The organism is Bacillus cereus group sp. MYBK227-1 (assembly GCF_051916325.1).
GTDB classification, from domain to species: domain Bacteria; phylum Bacillota; class Bacilli; order Bacillales; family Bacillaceae_G; genus Bacillus_A; species Bacillus_A cereus.
On sequence record NZ_JBQAGK010000001.1, the window covers coordinates 729740 to 747490 of the forward strand.

Here is a 17751-nt window from a genome sequence, read left to right on the forward strand (position 1 = left end):
TCTCGTAATAGTGACGGTTATGACAAAAGATTACAGTAAGGGGCTATAACCGTATTGTAATCAAATTGAATGAAATGACTGGGGGAAGAAAAATGAGAGTGAAAGAGCAATTGTTAACTTTGAGAGCGTATGTGCCTGGGAAAAACATTGAAGAAGTAAAACGAGAATATGGTTTATCAAAAATTGTGAAATTAGCATCCAACGAAAATCCATTCGGTTGCTCAGCACGTGTGACAGAAGCATTAACTTCTTTAGCGAGCCAATATGCCCTTTATCCAGATGGATATGCCTTTGAACTTCGGACAAAAATAGCGGAACATTTAGGTGTAAAAGCAGAACAACTACTATTTGGTAGTGGATTAGATGAAGTCATTCAAATGATTAGCCGAGCGTTACTACATGAAGGAACAAACGTTGTAATGGCGAATCCTACGTTTTCACAATATCATCACCATGCTGTTATTGAAGGAGCAGAAGTTCGTGAAGTATCACTTAAAGATGGTATTCACGATTTAGATGCAATGCTAGAGCAAGTAGATGAGAAAACGAAAATTGTATGGATTTGTAATCCGAATAATCCAACAGGTACATATGTTGAGAAACAAAAATTACTTTCATTTTTAGAATCAGTTCCTAAGTCGGCTCTCGTTATTATGGACGAAGCATATTATGAATACGCGGAAGCAGAAGACTATCCGCAAACATTACCACTTCTTGAAAAGTATGAAAATCTTATGGTTTTACGCACGTTTTCAAAAGCATATGGTTTAGCTGCTTTTCGTATCGGATATGCGATTGGGGATGCGAAGTTAATCGGACAGCTAGAAGTAGCTAGGTTACCATTCAATACATCAACTGTAGCCCAATCTGTAGCACTCGCTGCATTAGAAGATCAAGCTTTTTTACAAGATTGTGTGCAAAAGAATGCTGAAGGTTTAAATCAGTATTATGCATTTTGTAAAGAATATAACGTATTCTATTATCCATCTCAAACAAATTTCATTTTCTTAAAACTCGGTATACCAGGTAATGAAGCTTTCGAACGATTAATGAAAAAAGGATATATCGTTCGTTCTGGTGCTGCATTTGGTATCGATGATGGTATTCGTATTACTGTCGGTTTGAAGGAAGAAAATGATGAAATTATAGAGTTACTGAAAGAGCTTGTAAATGAGCAAGTACAGAAAGAAGAAACATATTCTTAAGAGATTGTGAAGGCTCCTATTATAGGAGCCTTTTTTATCGCATTCAAAATAAAGGTTGAAGACTGCTAATTAAGTTATTCTGTAAACCACGGTTTGTATGGCTTGATAATTAGTGAGAGAAGTTATTTGCACGGTCATAAAAGAAAGCGGTACAATAGAAGATGATGATAAGGTATCGGTGTCATATCCGAACCTTTTGAACAATTAACTACTCTGTAGGAAGAAGTATAAGAAGAAGCATGCTCATTCTAAAGGTTGCGTTCTAACAGTGAGTTGCTTATGATAAATGAACAGAAAAGAATATTTTTTAGAATTAAAGGAGACGTTTATGCAAAAGTTTGAACAAGCTGTTTCATATATTGAAAATGGTGAAGCAGAAAAAGGATTACAATTATTAAAAGAACAATTAAAAATTGCGAATGATGAAGAGAAGTATGATATCGCTCGTTACTATCATACACTTGGATTTACAGATGAGGCATTAGCAATTACTGAAGACTTACGTTTACTGTATCCAGAAGAAAGTGAATTCACTGTATTTTTAGCAGAATTATATATTGATCTAGATAAAGAAGATGAAGCGATTGAAGTGCTTCATGATATTCCAGAAAATGACGATTTATATGTTCAATCGTTATTACTTGTTGCAGATTTATTCCAAATGCAAGGTTTTGATGATGTAGCAGAGCAAAAACTATTAAAGGCGAAAGAAATGATGCCTGATGAACCTGTTATTATGTTTGGGTTAGCAGAATTATATAGTAGTAAAGGTGAAGAACAAAAGGCAATTACTTATTATGAATCGCTATTAGCGGAACATAAAGTAATGGGTGGTGTCGTGATCGCACTTCGCCTCGCAGAAACGTTAAGCGCGATCGGAAACTGGGAAGAAGCGATTTCTTATTATGAAGCAGGCCTAGAGGAACAAAAAGATATTCACTCATTATTTGGATATGCCTTCACATTATACCAAGGTGAAGAATATCAGAGAGCAATTGGTGCTTGGCAGGAATTAAAAGAATTAGACCCTGAGTACGCATCACTGTACATGTATTTAGCGAAAAGCTATGAAAAAGAAGGAATGCTTCAAGAAAGCTATGAAACGCTTCATGAAGGAATTAAAGTAGATGAGCTTTCAGTTCCATTTTATGTAGAGTTAGCGAACATTGCGGCGAAATTAGGAAAAATAGTAGAAGCAGAGGAAGTTCTTCAAAAAGCGCTTGAGTTAGATCCAGGGCATTTAGGTGCAACATTAAAATATGCATATATCTTAAAAGAACAAGAAAAGTACGAAGAGTTAATTGCAATTGTAGAGCGTGCTATTGATAGTGGAGAACCAGATACACAACTACTTTGGGATCTTGCGTATGCAAAAAAACAATTAGAAATGTATTCGGATGCATTAAAACACTATGAAAGTGCATATACTTCTTTTAAGAATCATCCAGACTTCTTAGAAGAGTACGGTTATTTCTTATTGGAAGAAGGAAAACGAAAAGAGGCGAAAGAAGTATTTACCCAGTTATTACAACTAGACCCGACACAAATTCATATTGAAGAGTTGTTATATAATTTAGAGGATTTTTCATAAGTTGGAAGGAAACTGAATGCCGCTTCTTGAATCTAAAAAGAAAAGAGAAAGACAGAGGAGGGACTTAATTGCTATGAATACCCCTGTTTCTGTAAACGAGAAGAAGGATTTTGTAAAATGGTTTTTGAATAATTACCAACTGAAACAGCGTGAATGTGTATGGATTCTGAATTATTTAATGAGTCACGACCAATTGATGCATAAAGTCCACTTCGTAGAGCATGCAAAATATTGTCCGCGTGGCTTAGTGATGTCAGCGAATTGTGTGAAAGACACACCGTTTCACTTTTTTAAACAAAATGTTATGACAACAGATGCTGAAAAATCGTTTCATGATATTCGTTTAAATCGAGATGAGGATATTTATATTCAACTCAACTTTAAATCATCGTTTCAAAATGCGAATTATGTAGCTGTATTAGAAGAAAACCCATATCTACCAAAGCATATTGAAGTAAATGAAAAAGATCGTTTACTTGCAGAAAGGTTTTTGGAAGAAAGTGTATTTTCGTTTAGGAGAGAACGCCTTTTGAAACAAATTGATGAAGCGTTAGATAAGCAAGATAAGGAAGCGTTTCATAGATTAACGGCAGAGTTAAAAACTTTATAGAATTTATTTGGATTAATAAATTTTTACAAATTTCAGACTTTCATCAAGAAAAACTACCTATATTGGGTAGTTTTTCTTTTTTTACCTCTTTTAGTATGGTTTAATATATATAAAGTGAAAGTTCTGTCATTTGTAAGTGAAGGAGGGAAGGAATTTGAAGTGGATTGTAAAAGATGTGGAACAGTTTGAGCAAGCAAGAGAGTATGTTGATACAGGAGTAATACCGCTGTTATCAATTTCGGCAGCAAAAGAAATGAAAATGGTTGTAGAACAAGGTGAATTTATCGAATTGTTGAGCACGGAATTGGAAAGAGAGTATAAGGGAAGAGTGCTTTTACTGCCTGCGTTTACGTATTTGGTAGAAAGTCAAAAGAATGAAAAAGGTCGTTTGCAAGAATGGACAAATCATTTACGAAGTGAAGGTTTTAAGCATATTGCTTATGTTACAAGTGATTTTTCATGGAAAGAGGATATGCAAGAGTTACAGGGAGATTTGTTTTGGTTTCCTTCATTAGCATTAGAACAATTTAGTGATCAAGCAAAAAGAGAAGTTATTCATGCACATATAAAAAATATAATGGTGATGTTGGAAGAGAAATGGGGAAACTCATAATAAACAGAAAGTTCTTATTATTATGAGTAGTATGATATTGACCTGTGCATGAGCGTATTATATCATGATAGTGTCCTAGTTTTTATTTTTTATATAATTTATCACGAGGGGACAATTTCTGATAGAGGGGGGAAATTTTCGTGAGCGAGAAAGAACATCGCGTGTCAAGAAGACAATTTTTAAATTACACACTCACAGGGGTAGGAGGCTTTATGGCTGCCGGTATTTTAATGCCGATGACGCGATTTGCGCTTGATCCGGTGTTAAGAAAAGAAGCGGGAACGGATATGGTTGCTGTTGCGCAAGTAAAGGATATTACAACAGAGCCGAAGCGTTTCGATTTTAAAGTGAAGCAGGTTGATGGTTGGTACAAGTCTGAAGAACCAAAATCAGCTTGGGTTCATAAAGATGAAAGCGGAGACATTGTTGCGTTCTCTCCAGTATGTAAACATTTAGGATGTACAGTTAACTGGAATTCGGACAAAGCACATCCGAATCAATTCTTTTGCCCATGTCACGGGGGTCGTTATACAAAAGATGGGATTAACATTAAAGGTACGCCACCCCTTGCTCCGCTTGATGTGTACGAGTCTAAAGTGAAAGATGGAACGCTGTATCTAGGAAAAGCGAAGCCAAGAGGGGGTGCAAAGTAGATGTTAAATAAAATTTATGATTGGGTGGATGAAAGATTAGATATTACACCAATATGGCGTGATATTGCTGATCATGAAGTACCTGAACATGTAAACCCGGCACATCACTTTTCTGCATTCGTCTATTGCTTTGGAGGACTTACCTTTTTCGTTACTGTAATTCAAATTTTATCTGGAATGTTTTTGACGATGTATTATGTGCCTGATATTAAAAATGCTTGGGAATCAGTTTACTATTTACAAAATGAAGTTGCTTATGGGCAAATTGTTCGTGGTATGCACCACTGGGGTGCTAGTCTCGTAATTGTAATGATGTTTTTACATACACTCAGAGTTTTCTTCCAAGGTGCGTATAAAAAGCCCCGTGAGTTAAACTGGATTGTTGGTGTTCTTATTTTCTTTGTTATGTTAGGTCTTGGTTTTACCGGATATTTATTACCGTGGGATATGAAAGCTTTATTTGCTACAAAAGTAGGGATTCAAATTGCAGAGCAAACACCGCTCATTGGTCCTTATATTAAAACATTACTCGCTGGTCATTCCGAAATTGTTGGCGCTCAAACATTAACTCGCTTCTTTGCTATTCACGTCTTCTTCTTACCAGCAGCACTTCTAGGTTTAATGGCCTTCCACTTCATCATGATTCGCAAACAAGGTATTTCCGGTCCACTATAAGAGATTGCTAAATTAAAGGGGAAAGAACTAAAGGAGGGAGATTATGCATCGCGGCAAAGGGATGAAGTTTGTAGGAGATTCTCGGGTACCAGTAGCTCGGAAACCAAATATTCCAAAAGACTATTCTGAATACCCAGGGAAAACAGAAGCATTTTGGCCGAACTTCTTGTTAAAAGAATGGATGGTTGGTGCAGTTTTTTTAATCGGTTATTTATGTTTAACAGTGGCGCATCCGTCGCCGCTTGAGAGAATGGCGGACCCAACAGATGCTGGATATATACCACTTCCAGATTGGTATTTCTTATTCTTGTATCAGTTATTAAAGTATTCGTATGCTTCCGGTTCATTTACTGTAATTGGAGCATTTATTATGCCAGGGATTGCGTTTGGAGCATTACTGTTAGCTCCATTTCTTGATCGAGGTCCAGAAAGACGTCCATTGAAGCGTCCTGTGGCAACTGGATTTATGCTTTTAGCAATTGCATCGATTATCTTTTTAACTTGGGAATCTGTAGCACACCACGACTGGGAAGCTGCAAAAAAACAAGGAGCAATTGTAAAAACAGCGCCAGTTGATAAAAATGATGATGGCTATAAATTAATGCAAAAAAATACTTGTTTAACATGTCATGGTGACAATTTACAAGGTGGGGCAGCAGCACCGGCACTGCAAAACTTAACTTTAAAGCCAGAAGAAATTGCTAAAATTGCGAAAGAGGGAAAAGGTTCAATGCCTAAAGGTGTATTTAAAGGTACGGATGAGGAACTGAAGAAGCTTTCGGAATTCGTTGCAAAGTATAATAAAAAATAATAAAAAAGCTGACTACAAAATTTGTAGTCAGCTTTTCTATTTAGTTGGATGAAGTTTGTTATAATAGAGTAGGATTTAGTGAATGAATTACTTTGCTTGAAAGGTGTTGGACATACGGATTGGTGTACTTGTATGCAATGTTAAGACAACGCTCGGTATTATTATTTTTATTAATTGTTAACTTATTAGGTACAATTTATGGATTTATATGGTACGGAAATCAATTGAAAGAAACGTCACCTATATTTTGGCCGTTTGTACCAGATAGTCCTATGGCGACTCTCTTTTTTGTCTTTGTTTTAATTGCTTTTTTGGCAAAGAGAAACTGGGGATTAATAGAAGCGTTAGCGATTGTAACTTTAATAAAATATGGTATTTGGGCTGTTGTTGTAAACGCGATTATGATTTACGTAAAAGGGCCTATAGGCCTTATGGGCTACATGTTAATGCTTTCGCACTTCGCGATGGCAATACAAGGATTTTTATATGCTCCATTCTATCGTATAAAAAAATGGCATTTTATAGTAGCAGCTGTGTGGACGTTGCATAACGATGCAATTGATTATTTATTTTGGCAAATGCCGCGATATGGAATTATGCATTTGTTCGTAGAGGAAATTGGTTATTTTACGTTTTGGTTAAGTATTGCTGTACTATGTATTACATATTATTGTTGCTTACGTGAGCAAAGAAAACAATTTTCTTTATGATGGTTAGAACATTTAGGGGGAGAACATGGAGAAAAATAAGAGTGGTACAAAAATATTGGATCGATTGATTACTTTAGTTGTTTCATATAGCATAGCATTTTCTATTTTTGCACTCGCAACAACGGCAGTTGTATATGGAAAATGGTTGTATTATTTTGAAATTGATTTTTTAAATATTCCTGATTTAGCGGATATGACGAAGGATGAAATTAAAAGAAATTACGATGTGCTTATTACATATTTATCCCCGTTTTATGACGGAGCATTACATTTGCCCACATTAGATATGTCCACAAATGGCCGTATTCATTTTGTAGATGTTAAAAATATTTTAGTAAAGATTCAATATGTGATGTATGCGACAATTATGATTGCAGTGATAGGCGGAATTTATTTATTAAAAAAGAAAAATGAAAAGTTTTTACTGCACGGATCGATTTTAACAATCATTTTTCCGATAGCGCTTATGTTACCAATTGCTATTAATTTTGAAAAGAGTTTTGTATTATTCCATAAACTTTTATTTAGTAATGATTATTGGGTTTTTGATCCTGAAAAGGATCCAATTATATTAATGTTACCAGAAGAGTTCTTTATGCATGCTGCGTGTGCTATTTTATTATTCATTTTAGGTGGGAGTATACTTTGTTACAGCTTATATAGATATCTCGTAAAAAAGAAAAGGATGTCACAGAAAAAATTCTCTGCTTAAAGAGAATTTTTTTCTTTGTAAAACGATAATATATTTTTCGGTCTAGTTCTGTTCTATTCTTGTCCAAATTAACATATTTTGTACTAGTAGTTAAGGGGGGACCGGGATGAAGAGAACATTAATTGGATTGATAGCATTTCTAATTATAATGTTTCCGTTACGTATATATGCTGAAGAGTGGAATGAGCTAACAGGGTTGTTAGACGACTCGTTACAGTTAGTGAAGCGTAATGAAGATGAAAAAGCGGTACAAGTATTACAACATTTCTCGGAGCAGTTTTTAATAAAGGGGAATGAAAAGAAGCAGGAAGTAACACCAGATCAAGTTAGAGTTATTTCTTTAGCTTACGATAAGGCGCAACAATCGCTCTCTGAAGAAGGTTTAGGTAAGCAAGCTAAAATTGATAATGTGCTGGCATTACAACTTGCTGTTGATGCACAAGTATCGAAATATCAACCACTTTGGATGGAAAGAGAAAGGAAAGTAATGGATGCCTTTTCTCAAATGGAAAAAGCGATGGAAAAAGAAGATGCTGGGCAGTTTCAACAAACGTTAAATACGTTTTTAAATGAATTCAATATTATTTATCCAAGCTTAATGATTGCTTTGCCAGAAAACGAGGTCCAGCGTGTAAATGTTCATTTATCTTATTTAGATGAATTTCGTAACGTTATGTTAAAAACGAAAGGCGGCCAAATGCAATTAGGGATTATTAAAGGGGATTTGCAAAAGATATTTCACACAGTAAAAAAAGATGAAATTGCACCCTCTCTCATTTGGTTTATGACAATTACTGGGGGACTTATTTTATTCACATTAACTTATGTTGGATGGAGAAAGTATAAAGGAGAGAGAGAAAAAAGAAAAAGTAATGTACATTCTAAAAATAGATAATGCAATAAATAAAGATATGGATTGTAAGGTTTATTCATTGACAATAGTGGCAGAAGAAAATAGAATGAGAAGTACTATAATTAAAACTTCAATGGAGGTTCATGATGTTTTATTTAATTTACTTCGCGATCATAATGATCATACCGTTGTATGCACAGTCAAGAGTACGTAGTGCCTATAGCAAGTATTCACAAGTTTATTCAACATCAGGTATGACAGGAGCGGAAGTGGCTCGAAAAATTTTAGATGAAAATGGATTATACAACGTAGCTGTAGAAGAAACACCAGGTCATTTATCAGACCATTATGATCCAACCGCTAAGACGGTTCGATTATCAACAGATAACTATTATGGACATTCAGTTGCTGGTACAGCAGTTGCAGCACACGAAGTAGGACACGCAATTCAAGATGCACAAGATTATAACTTTATGCGTATTCGTCATTCGTTAGTTCCTGTGGCTAATTTTGGATCGAATATATCATGGGTATTTATTATGATTGGTATATTTGCGACAATGTCAAAACTATTGTTATTAGGTATCATTTTAATGGCAGCAGGTGTTGTGTTCCAGCTCGTTACATTGCCAGTTGAGTTTGATGCGTCAAAGCGCGCAATGCAACAAATTGAAGCGTTAGGTATTGTATCAACAGATGAATATGGGCAAGCTCGTAAAGTATTAAATGCGGCAGCATTAACATATGTAGCAGCTGCAGCTGTAGCGGTATTTGAATTATTACGTCTCGTATTAATGTATACTGGTATGCAGCGTAGCGACGACTAAAGACTATCAATTTTGATAGTCTTTTTTTGTTGTGTGGATTGAATTATATAATGTATTGCAAATAGAAATAATAGAAGTAATGCGGAAAGGTGGTGGGGGAAATGAAATATCCAGACCATTTAGTAAAACAAGTACAAGAGCGTAGTGCTCCTTATCAACTAGAAGGTTTTTTAAGTGGACAAGGTCCTGAAAATCCCAAATTTATGTTGTTAGGAGAAGCACCTGGTGAAACAGAAATTCATAATGGGATTCCGTTTAGCGGGAGGGCGGGAAAACAATTAATGGTTTTTTTAGAGCGTATCCACGTTACAAGGGAAGAAGTATATATTACGAGCGCTGTTCGGAGTAGACCTTATAAATGGCGAGAGAAAAAAGAACGAAATGGTGAAATCATACAAAAAAAGTATAATAGAACGCCAAATCAGGGAGAAATAGTTGCCCATGTGCCTTTGTTAGATTATGAATTAGAGAAAATACATCCGAAGCTTATCGTCACGCTTGGAAATATCGGTCTTCAACGTTTAACAGGAAAAAATAAAAAAATCACAGATGTACACGGGCAATTATTAAAACAGCCCATTCAAAAATTAAAGGATATGCAAAGTGCAGAGTTTACATGGTCAGAGAAAGAATATCATGTTTTTCCGACTTTTCATCCAGCTTCCATTTTTTATAATCGGAGTTTATTGGAGCTTATTCATGAGGATTTTGAGAAGCTTAAAAGACTTGTAATAAAAAACTAGAAAAGCTAAGGCGCTTTTCTAGTTATATTTAATTATGTAAAGGGTTTTTATTTTCATCTAACGTAAACCCTTCACCAACTACATCATGTACATCACTTACAGCGACAAAAGCATGAGGATCTACAGAAGTAATGATATTCTTTAATTTCACGATTTCATTTTTAGCAACAACGCAATACAATACATTACGTTCCACTTTTGTATACGATCCAACAGCTTTTAAAAAGGTTGCTCCGCGCTCCATTTCAGATAAAATTTTGGCAGCAATTTCATCGTTTTTCTCTGAGATAATAGTCGCTCCTTTGGCAGCATAAGCTCCTTCTTGCATAAAATCAATGACTTTAGCACCGATAAAAACAGCAACTAGCGTATACATGCCCTCACGGTATGATAAATAGGTAAGAATAGAGACGACGATAACGACAGCATCAAACATAAACATTGTTTTCCCCATACTCCAGCCAACATATTTGTGCGCTAGTCGTGCGATAATATCTACACCGCCAGTAGTCCCGCCATATTTAAATATTATTCCAAGGCCGATACCGATAAATGCCCCGGCGAATAAAGCTGCGAGTGTCATATCATTTTGCAAGTTTAAATGTAAGTTGAGTACTTCGTAACGCTGGAAAATCCATAGAAATAAAGATACGCTAAAGGTTCCAATTAATGTATATAAAAATGTCGTTCTGCCAAGTAACCTCCAGCCAATAAAAAATATAGGGATATTTAAAATTAAGTTTGAGTAGGAAGGATCAAACTTAAATAAAAAATACAATAATAGTGTAATACCAGTAAACCCACCCTCTGCAAGGTGGTTTTCAATATTGATATTGACAATACCGAAAGAAAATATAGCGGAACCAATTAAAATAAAAATAATATTTCGCATCTTCAATTTTGATGTCATATAGAAATCCCCCTAATTATGTAATGATTGCATTGCTCCGCTGAAACGGTAAAACATAATAATAAGTAATTTCTAGTTGCTAGTGAAAATAGTAAGAACCTGATTGATGTGGGCTGATTTTTTGTGAAAAGTGCAAAAGAAAGTTTCACTTTATCCCGCTCTAAAGGCTGATAGGAGATGAAGCAAAGAAGAGGGGCAAACCAGCCGTAGGAACCCGATTGGTGTGGGCTGATCTTTTGTAAAAATCGCAAAAGAAGTTTCACTTTACCCCGTACCAACGGCTGGTAGGAGATAAACCTCTGAAGAAAGGCAAACCAGCCGTAGGAACCCGATTAGTTCAACTAATCTTTTGCAAAAAAATCACAAAAGAAGTTTCACTTTATTATAGTCTATCCAAAAATGGGTCGCAAATAGGTGTTTGGCGGGGAATAATATTTGTCAAATCGCGATGAATTGGCTAACATGAAAGAGGAAGGATTAGAGGTGAATAGTATGGAAGCAAAAACGATGAAAGATATGCAGAAAGAAGTAGATGCATATATTGGTCAGTTTAAAGAAGGTTATTTCAGTCCGCTTGCAATGATGGCTCGTTTAACGGAAGAAATGGGAGAGCTTGCAAGAGAGGTAAATCATTATTATGGTGAGAAACCGAAGAAAACAACTGAAAAAGAAAGAAGTATTGAAGAAGAGCTTGGAGATGTATTATTTGTTATGATTTGTATGGCAAATAGTTTAAATATTGATTTAGAGACAGCACATAACATTGTAATGAATAAATTTAATACACGTGATAAAGATCGCTGGACACGTATTGATGAGGGAGAGAAAGAATAATGAAAGAAATTAAAGTAATTATCGCCGGACCAAGAGGACGTATGGGACATGAAGCAGTCCTTCTTATGGAAAGAACGGAACATTTTAATTTAGTAGCAGCAGTGGATTATAAGCATGGTGGTGAGAAGATTTCTGATTTACCTGGCATGCCAGCATTACATGCGCCGATTTACGCTGATTTACATACTTGTTTAGATGAAGTAGAAGCAGATGTGTTGTTAGATTTAACAACACCAGAAGTGGGGAAACAACACGTTACACTTGCAGTTGAGCGTGGACTTCGTTCGGTTATTGGTACAACTGGATTTACAGAAGAAGAATTGACACGTTTAACAGAGAATGCAAAAGAAAAAGCAGTAGGAACAATTATTGCTCCAAACTTTGCAATTGGTGCAGTTCTTATGATGAAATTCTCACAAATGGCAGCGAAATATTTCCAAGATGTTGAGGTAATTGAATTACATCATGATCAAAAATTAGACGCACCATCTGGTACAGCTGTAAAAACGGTAGAGTTAATTCGCCAAAATCGTGAATCAAAGCAGCAAGGTCATCCAAATGAAGTAGAGCAACTAGCAGGTGCACGAGGTGCAAATGTAGACGGTATTCACATTCATAGTGTACGTTTGCCAGGGCTTATTGCACACCAAGAAGTAATGTTTGGTGGAGATGGACAAATGTTAACAGTTCGTCATGATTCATTCAATCGTGCATCATTTATGTCAGGTGTAAAACTATCAATTGAGACAGTAATGAACCTTGATCATCTTGTGTACGGTTTAGAAAATATTATCGACTAAAGGGGAGACAACGGATGAAAATTGCCTTAATCGCACATGACAAAAAGAAAAATGATATGGTTTCGTTTGCATACGCATATAAACCAATTTTTGAACAACATGAATTATTTGCAACAGGAACGACAGGGCTTCGCATTATGGAAGCGACTGGATTAGTTGTAACAAGATATCAATCTGGCCCTCTTGGTGGAGATCAAGAAATTGGTGCAATGATTGCAAAGAACGATTTAGATATGGTGATTTTCTTCCGCGATCCATTAACAGCACAGCCGCATGAACCGGATGTGAATGCATTACTTCGTTTATGTGATGTATATGCGATTCCACTTGCAACGAATATGGCAAGTGCTGAAATGTTAATGCACGCATTAGAGCGAGGAGATTTAGATTATCGTAAGTTAAGAAAATGAGGGGAACAATTATGAGTGGATTACATATATTAGCGTTTGGTGCTCATGCCGATGATGTTGAAATCGGCATGGCTGGTACCATCGCTAAATATACAAAGCAAGGGTATGAAGTAGGTATTTGTGATTTAACAGAAGCTGATCTTTCTTCAAATGGAACGATAGAGTTGAGAAAAGAAGAAGCGAAGGTCGCAGCTCGTATAATGGGAGTAAAAACGAGGCTGAATTTAGCGATGCCAGACCGTGGTTTGTATATGAAAGAAGAGTATATACGTGAAATTGTCAAGGTGATCCGTACATATAAACCAAAACTAGTTTTTGCGCCGTACTATGAAGATCGCCATCCAGATCATGCAAATTGTGCAAAGCTTGTGGAAGAGGCTATTTTTTCAGCAGGAATCCGTAAATATATGCCGGAACTTTCACCACATCGTGTGGAGTCTTTTTATAATTATATGATTAATGGTTTTCATAAACCGAATTTTTGTATAGATATAAGTGAGTACCTCTCTATAAAGGTGGAAGCATTAGAAGCGTATGAAAGTCAGTTTTCAACAGGGAGTGATGGTGTTAAGACACCGTTAACAGAAGGTTACGTTGAAACTGTGATTGCTCGTGAGAAGATGTTTGGAAAAGAAGTTGGAGTCTTGTATGCCGAAGGATTTATGAGTAAGAAACCGGTTTTATTACATGCTGATTTATTAGGGGGATGTAAATGAAATTAAAAATAGGTATTACATGTTATCCTTCTGTAGGTGGTTCTGGAGTTGTTGGAACAGAATTAGGAAAGCAATTGGCGGAACGTGGGCATGAAATTCACTTTATTACATCGGGTTTACCATTCCGGTTAAATAAAGTATATCCAAACATTTATTTTCATGAAGTGACGGTAAATCAATACTCTGTATTTCAATATCCACCATACGATTTAGCGTTAGCAAGTAAAATGGCCGAGGTTGCACAAAGAGAAAACTTAGACATTTTACATGTGCATTACGCAATACCACATGCAATTTGTGCATATTTAGCAAAACAAATGATCGGAGAGCGTATTAAAATTGTTACAACCTTACATGGAACAGATATTACTGTGTTAGGTTCCGACCCTTCGTTAAATAATTTAATTCGTTTTGGTATTGAGCAATCGGATGTTGTTACTGCTGTCTCGCATTCATTAATTAACGAAACACATGAGCTTGTAAAACCAAGTAAAGAAATTCAAACGGTATATAACTTTATAGACGAACGTGTATATTTCAAGCGTAATATGTCTCAATTAAAGAAAGAATATGGTATAAGTGAGAGTGAAAAAGTACTTATTCATATTTCGAATTTCCGTAAAGTGAAACGTGTGCAGGATGTTGTTCAGGCATTTGCTAAAATTGTTAAAGAAGTAGATGCGAAGTTGCTTCTTGTTGGAGACGGACCAGAATTCTGTACGATTTTACAGATAGTGAAGAATTTACATATTGAAGATCGCGTTTTATTCCTAGGGAAGCAAGATAATGTTGCAGAACTACTTGCGATGAGTGATTTAATGTTGCTTCTATCAGAGAAGGAAAGTTTTGGTCTTGTTTTATTAGAAGCAATGGCGTGTGGTGTACCTTGTATCGGAACACGGGTTGGAGGTATTCCAGAGGTTATTCAACACGGGGAAACAGGATATTTATGTGAAGTTGGCGATACAACAGGAGTGGCAAATCAAGCTATTCAGCTATTAAAGGACGAGGAACTTCACCGTAATATGGGAGAACGAGCAAGAGAAAGTGTTTATGAGCAATTTCGCTCAGAAAAAATTGTTTCACAATATGAAACGATTTACTATGACGTACTAAGGGATGACAAAAATGGAAAGATTTAAAAAAGCTAGTTCTATTATTGAGACATTAAAGCAACAAGGACATGAGGCTTACTTTGTTGGTGGGAGCGTACGAGATCTTATTATCGATAGGCCGATTGGAGATATTGATATTGCGACATCTGCTCTACCAGAAGAAGTGATGGCTATATTCCCAAGAAATGTTCCTGTTGGTCTTGAGCATGGAACTGTAATTGTTGTAGAAAATGGTGAGCCCTATGAGGTAACTACTTTTCGAACAGAAAGCGAATATGAAGATTTTCGAAGACCTAGTAGTGTTCAATTTGTTCGTTCATTAGAAGAGGATTTAAAACGTCGTGATTTCACGATGAATGCAATTGCTATGACAGAAGAAGGCAAAATGGTCGATTTATTTGCTGGACAGGAAGCCATTCAACAGAGAGAAATTGTGACAGTTGGAAATGCTGCGGATCGTTTTCAAGAAGATGCCCTGCGAATGATGCGTGGTATTCGGTTTGTAAGCACGTTAGGTTTTTCATTAGAAATGAAAACGAAGCAAGCGATTGAAACGTATGGGCATTTGCTAGAACATATAGCAATTGAGCGTATTACAGTAGAGTTTGAGAAACTGTTAACTGGTACATATTGTGTGAAAGGTCTCAAAGAATTAGTAGAGACGAAGCTATTTTCTCATTTGCCATATTTACAAATGTCAGAAGAGAGACTGTTAAAAGCTACGCAGTATAAATGGGATTCTTTCGAAACGGATATTGAGGCGTGGGCATTTTTCTTATATTGTATCGGAGAAGAACATCCATCTGTCTTTTTACGTCAATGGAAGTTTTCGAATAAAAAAATAAAAGATATTGTTGCAGTTTTATTGACAATCCGTACTAGAAAGGAGAAGGATTGGGATACAGTCCTTCTTTATAAAACGGGAATTCATATCGCTGAAATGGCAGAGAGAGTATATGAAGCGATGATTGAACGCTATGACCCTACATCTGTTGAACGAGTACAATCAATGTTTCATGCATTGCCAATCCAGGAGCGTCAAGAAATGAATGTGACTGGTAATGATTTATTAAACTGGGCAAACAAAAAGCCTGGTCCGTGGGTTGCTGAGATGCTTCAGAAAATCGAAGAAGCAATCGTACAAGGAAACGTAGTTAATGAGAAAGAGCGTATAAGGGAGTGGCTACAAGGATGCAATCTACTATAAGAAAGCAGTTATTGCAAGTTTTTTCTGAAGCGGATGGCGAGTTTGTATCCGGCCAAACAATTAGTGATAAACTTGGTTGTTCAAGAACTGCTGTGTGGAAACATATGGAGGATCTGCGGAGTGAGGGATATGAACTTGAAGCTGTGCGTCGATTAGGTTACCGAATTGCAAGTAAGCCAGACAAAGTGACCGCTAATGAAATTCAGTTAGGGCTACAAACGAAGCGGATTGGTAGAACAGTGTATTTTGAAGAAACCGTTGAATCAACGCAGCACATTGCAGCAAAACTTGCTTATGAAGGTGCAGAAGAAGGAACAGTCGTTGTAGCAGAAGAACAAACAGCGGGAAGAGGTCGTTTAAGCAGAAAATGGCATTCACCAAAAGGAACAGGGATTTGGATGAGTATTATTTTACGCCCATCAATCCCAGTTCATCATGCACCGCAACTTACTTTGTTAGCGGCCGTTAGTGTTGCACAGGCAATTGAAAAATGCACGGGTGTAAACGTAGGAATAAAATGGCCAAATGATATTTTAATTCAAGGTAAAAAGGCTGTAGGTATATTAACAGAAATGCAAGCGGATCCTGATAAAATTAATGCTGTCATTATGGGCATCGGTATTAATGCGAATCAAAAGCAAGAACATTTTGATGAAGAAATTCAGCACATTGCTACTTCATTAGCGATTGAATCAGGTAAGCCGATTGTTCGTGCAGAACTTATGCAACAAATCTATTTACAACTAGAAAAATTATATGAAGAGTATTTACAAAATGGTTTCTCTGTCATTAAAATTCTTTGGGAAAGTTACGCTGTGAGCATCGGGAAAGAAATTACCGCTCGAACGATGAGAGAGACAATTACGGGGTTAGCAAAAGGAATCACAGAGGATGGTGTATTACTTCTGGAGGATCATGAGGGGAAAGTACATCATATTCATTCTGCAGATATTGAAATTAAGTAAAAGAAGTTCCTCTTTTGGAACTTCTTTTTATTTCAATAGTTTTGAGTTGAATTTGTAACATGATAATAAATTTTTTTTCATATTTAAAGTTCATTTCAAAATATCTTCCGCCTAGTTGGCAGGGCATGTTATTTGACGATTACTTTGCCTGCCATTCCTTTAAGAAGATGGTATCGACATATTAATTCATATGTACCAGTATTTTTAGGTTTCACGGTAATATGCTTTTCTTTTCCTGACTCGATTACGACGTCAATGCCGAGTTTTTTCACTGTAAAGGTGTGCTCGTTTTTACCTTTATTTTTCAATAGTAATGTTGTTGATCCTTCAAGCGGAATCGTGATAACATTTGGATTAAAGTAATCATCATTTAGTTCAACCTCAATCACTTTCGTTAAATCGGTGGGGGGTGTTACGACAGTAACTGAGGCAAATACATGGGAGGATCCTAAAGACATCCACCATACAATCATTACAAGCAAACTGCTGAATCGAAATAACCACCTGTTCATAGACATCTGCAATTCTCCTTTGTTAAGTACTTTCCTCAATTAACCTGCATCATTAGTTTAAGAGTTATACTATACAGTTAAATGGATTACAGAAAAAATTAACTTGGACTTTTTTAGCATGCGTTGAAAAAACATGTATCTTTTCAGGATTGAATTCTCCATAAAAACTGTATAGCATATATACTCTCGTGTTAAATTTCATATACCGTAATAAGAATAAAAAATTATTTTTTCAAAAAAATGTAGTAATTCCTTTTTGTAGTTTGCTATAATTAGTTC

Annotated in this window: 21 protein-coding genes; 19 read left to right on the plus strand and 2 right to left on the minus strand. The window is 36.0% G+C overall.

The window, feature by feature from the left end:
• The first annotated feature begins 92 nt into the window (after positions 1 to 92).
• The 12 genes from hisC to ACTFRM_RS04055 all read left to right on the plus strand — a co-directional run bounded on the left by hisC (position 93) and on the right by ACTFRM_RS04055 (position 10003).
• Positions 93 to 1205, plus strand: coding sequence for a histidinol-phosphate transaminase (gene hisC / locus ACTFRM_RS04000; protein ID WP_001264019.1), 1113 nt, complete (start codon positions 93 to 95; stop codon positions 1203 to 1205).
• Positions 1206 to 1533: 328 nt separating this feature from the next.
• Complete coding sequence (locus ACTFRM_RS04005) at positions 1534 to 2796, plus strand: tetratricopeptide repeat protein (protein WP_001168665.1); 1263 nt, start codon at positions 1534 to 1536, stop codon at positions 2794 to 2796.
• 73 nt (positions 2797 to 2869) lie between these two features.
• Positions 2870 to 3406 carry a ReoY family proteolytic degradation factor gene (locus ACTFRM_RS04010; RefSeq protein ID WP_001095925.1) on the plus strand — a complete coding sequence of 179 codons (537 nt, stop codon included), beginning with the start codon at positions 2870 to 2872 and terminating at the stop codon, positions 3404 to 3406.
• 154 nt (positions 3407 to 3560) lie between these two features.
• A complete protein-coding gene (locus ACTFRM_RS04015) occupies positions 3561 to 4019 on the plus strand; it encodes a YpiF family protein (protein ID WP_000871313.1) in 459 nt (152 codons plus the stop codon).
• Positions 4020 to 4159: 140 nt separating this feature from the next.
• Positions 4160 to 4672 (plus strand): menaquinol-cytochrome c reductase iron-sulfur subunit, encoded by a 513-nt coding sequence (gene qcrA / locus ACTFRM_RS04020; protein ID WP_001290418.1) that lies wholly within the window; start codon positions 4160 to 4162, stop codon positions 4670 to 4672.
• Positions 4673 to 5347 (plus strand): menaquinol-cytochrome c reductase cytochrome b subunit, encoded by a 675-nt coding sequence (gene qcrB / locus ACTFRM_RS04025; protein ID WP_000932700.1) that lies wholly within the window; start codon positions 4673 to 4675, stop codon positions 5345 to 5347.
• Positions 5348 to 5390: 43 nt separating this feature from the next.
• Entirely contained in the window at positions 5391 to 6158 is a 768-nt protein-coding gene (qcrC, locus tag ACTFRM_RS04030) for a menaquinol-cytochrome c reductase cytochrome b/c subunit (protein ID WP_000554603.1), read from the plus strand.
• Positions 6159 to 6277: 119 nt separating this feature from the next.
• The gene (locus ACTFRM_RS04035) at positions 6278 to 6868 is read left to right on the plus strand and encodes a DUF1405 domain-containing protein (protein WP_025709269.1); all 591 of its coding nucleotides are present in this window, start codon (positions 6278 to 6280) and stop codon (positions 6866 to 6868) included.
• A gap of 25 nt (positions 6869 to 6893) precedes the next feature.
• Positions 6894 to 7580 (plus strand): lipoprotein intramolecular transacylase Lit, encoded by a 687-nt coding sequence (gene lit / locus ACTFRM_RS04040; RefSeq protein WP_000414378.1) that lies wholly within the window; start codon positions 6894 to 6896, stop codon positions 7578 to 7580.
• A 106-nt stretch (positions 7581 to 7686) separates the two neighbouring features.
• Positions 7687 to 8475 carry a sporulation protein YpjB gene (gene ypjB / locus ACTFRM_RS04045; protein ID WP_000831584.1) on the plus strand — a complete coding sequence of 263 codons (789 nt, stop codon included), beginning with the start codon at positions 7687 to 7689 and terminating at the stop codon, positions 8473 to 8475.
• A 101-nt stretch (positions 8476 to 8576) separates the two neighbouring features.
• A complete protein-coding gene (locus ACTFRM_RS04050; RefSeq protein ID WP_011109966.1) occupies positions 8577 to 9260 on the plus strand; it encodes a zinc metallopeptidase in 684 nt (227 codons plus the stop codon).
• Between the two features lie 101 nt (positions 9261 to 9361).
• On the plus strand, positions 9362 to 10003 hold the full coding sequence (locus ACTFRM_RS04055; protein WP_440043092.1) for a uracil-DNA glycosylase: 642 nt from the start codon (positions 9362 to 9364) through the stop codon (positions 10001 to 10003).
• Positions 10004 to 10031: 28 nt separating this feature from the next.
• Here the strand turns inward: ACTFRM_RS04055 and ACTFRM_RS04060 are convergent, their stop codons facing one another.
• Entirely contained in the window at positions 10032 to 10913 is an 882-nt protein-coding gene (locus ACTFRM_RS04060; RefSeq protein ID WP_000202121.1) for a YitT family protein, read from the minus strand.
• A gap of 492 nt (positions 10914 to 11405) precedes the next feature.
• Between ACTFRM_RS04060 and ACTFRM_RS04065 the strand changes: the two genes are divergently transcribed.
• The 7 genes from ACTFRM_RS04065 to ACTFRM_RS04095 are packed head-to-tail and all read left to right on the plus strand — an operon-like array spanning position 11406 to position 16960.
• Positions 11406 to 11747 carry a nucleotide pyrophosphohydrolase gene (locus ACTFRM_RS04065; RefSeq protein WP_002108639.1) on the plus strand — a complete coding sequence of 114 codons (342 nt, stop codon included), beginning with the start codon at positions 11406 to 11408 and terminating at the stop codon, positions 11745 to 11747.
• Positions 11747 to 12547, plus strand: coding sequence for a dihydrodipicolinate reductase (gene dapB / locus ACTFRM_RS04070; protein ID WP_000658813.1), 801 nt, complete (start codon positions 11747 to 11749; stop codon positions 12545 to 12547). The genes ACTFRM_RS04065 and dapB overlap by 1 nt, the downstream gene beginning before the upstream one ends.
• Positions 12548 to 12561: 14 nt before the next feature.
• On the plus strand, positions 12562 to 12957 hold the full coding sequence (mgsA, locus tag ACTFRM_RS04075; protein ID WP_000684765.1) for a methylglyoxal synthase: 396 nt from the start codon (positions 12562 to 12564) through the stop codon (positions 12955 to 12957).
• A gap of 11 nt (positions 12958 to 12968) precedes the next feature.
• On the plus strand, positions 12969 to 13673 hold the full coding sequence (bshB1, locus tag ACTFRM_RS04080) for a bacillithiol biosynthesis deacetylase BshB1 (protein WP_000015673.1): 705 nt from the start codon (positions 12969 to 12971) through the stop codon (positions 13671 to 13673).
• The gene (gene bshA / locus ACTFRM_RS04085; protein ID WP_000768305.1) at positions 13670 to 14815 is read left to right on the plus strand and encodes an N-acetyl-alpha-D-glucosaminyl L-malate synthase BshA; all 1146 of its coding nucleotides are present in this window, start codon (positions 13670 to 13672) and stop codon (positions 14813 to 14815) included. Before bshB1 ends, bshA begins: the two co-directional genes overlap by 4 nt.
• A complete protein-coding gene (locus ACTFRM_RS04090; RefSeq protein WP_000439321.1) occupies positions 14802 to 15995 on the plus strand; it encodes a CCA tRNA nucleotidyltransferase in 1194 nt (397 codons plus the stop codon). The genes bshA and ACTFRM_RS04090 overlap by 14 nt, the downstream gene beginning before the upstream one ends.
• On the plus strand, positions 15980 to 16960 hold the full coding sequence (locus ACTFRM_RS04095) for a biotin--[acetyl-CoA-carboxylase] ligase (protein WP_001192063.1): 981 nt from the start codon (positions 15980 to 15982) through the stop codon (positions 16958 to 16960). Before ACTFRM_RS04090 ends, ACTFRM_RS04095 begins: the two co-directional genes overlap by 16 nt.
• Positions 16961 to 17088: 128 nt before the next feature.
• Here ACTFRM_RS04095 and ACTFRM_RS04100 read toward each other — a convergent pair whose 3' ends face one another.
• Positions 17089 to 17478, minus strand: a complete 390-nt coding sequence (locus ACTFRM_RS04100) for a cupredoxin domain-containing protein (protein WP_065212122.1) — start codon at positions 17476 to 17478, stop codon at positions 17089 to 17091.
• Between the last annotated feature and the right edge of the window lie 273 nt (positions 17479 to 17751).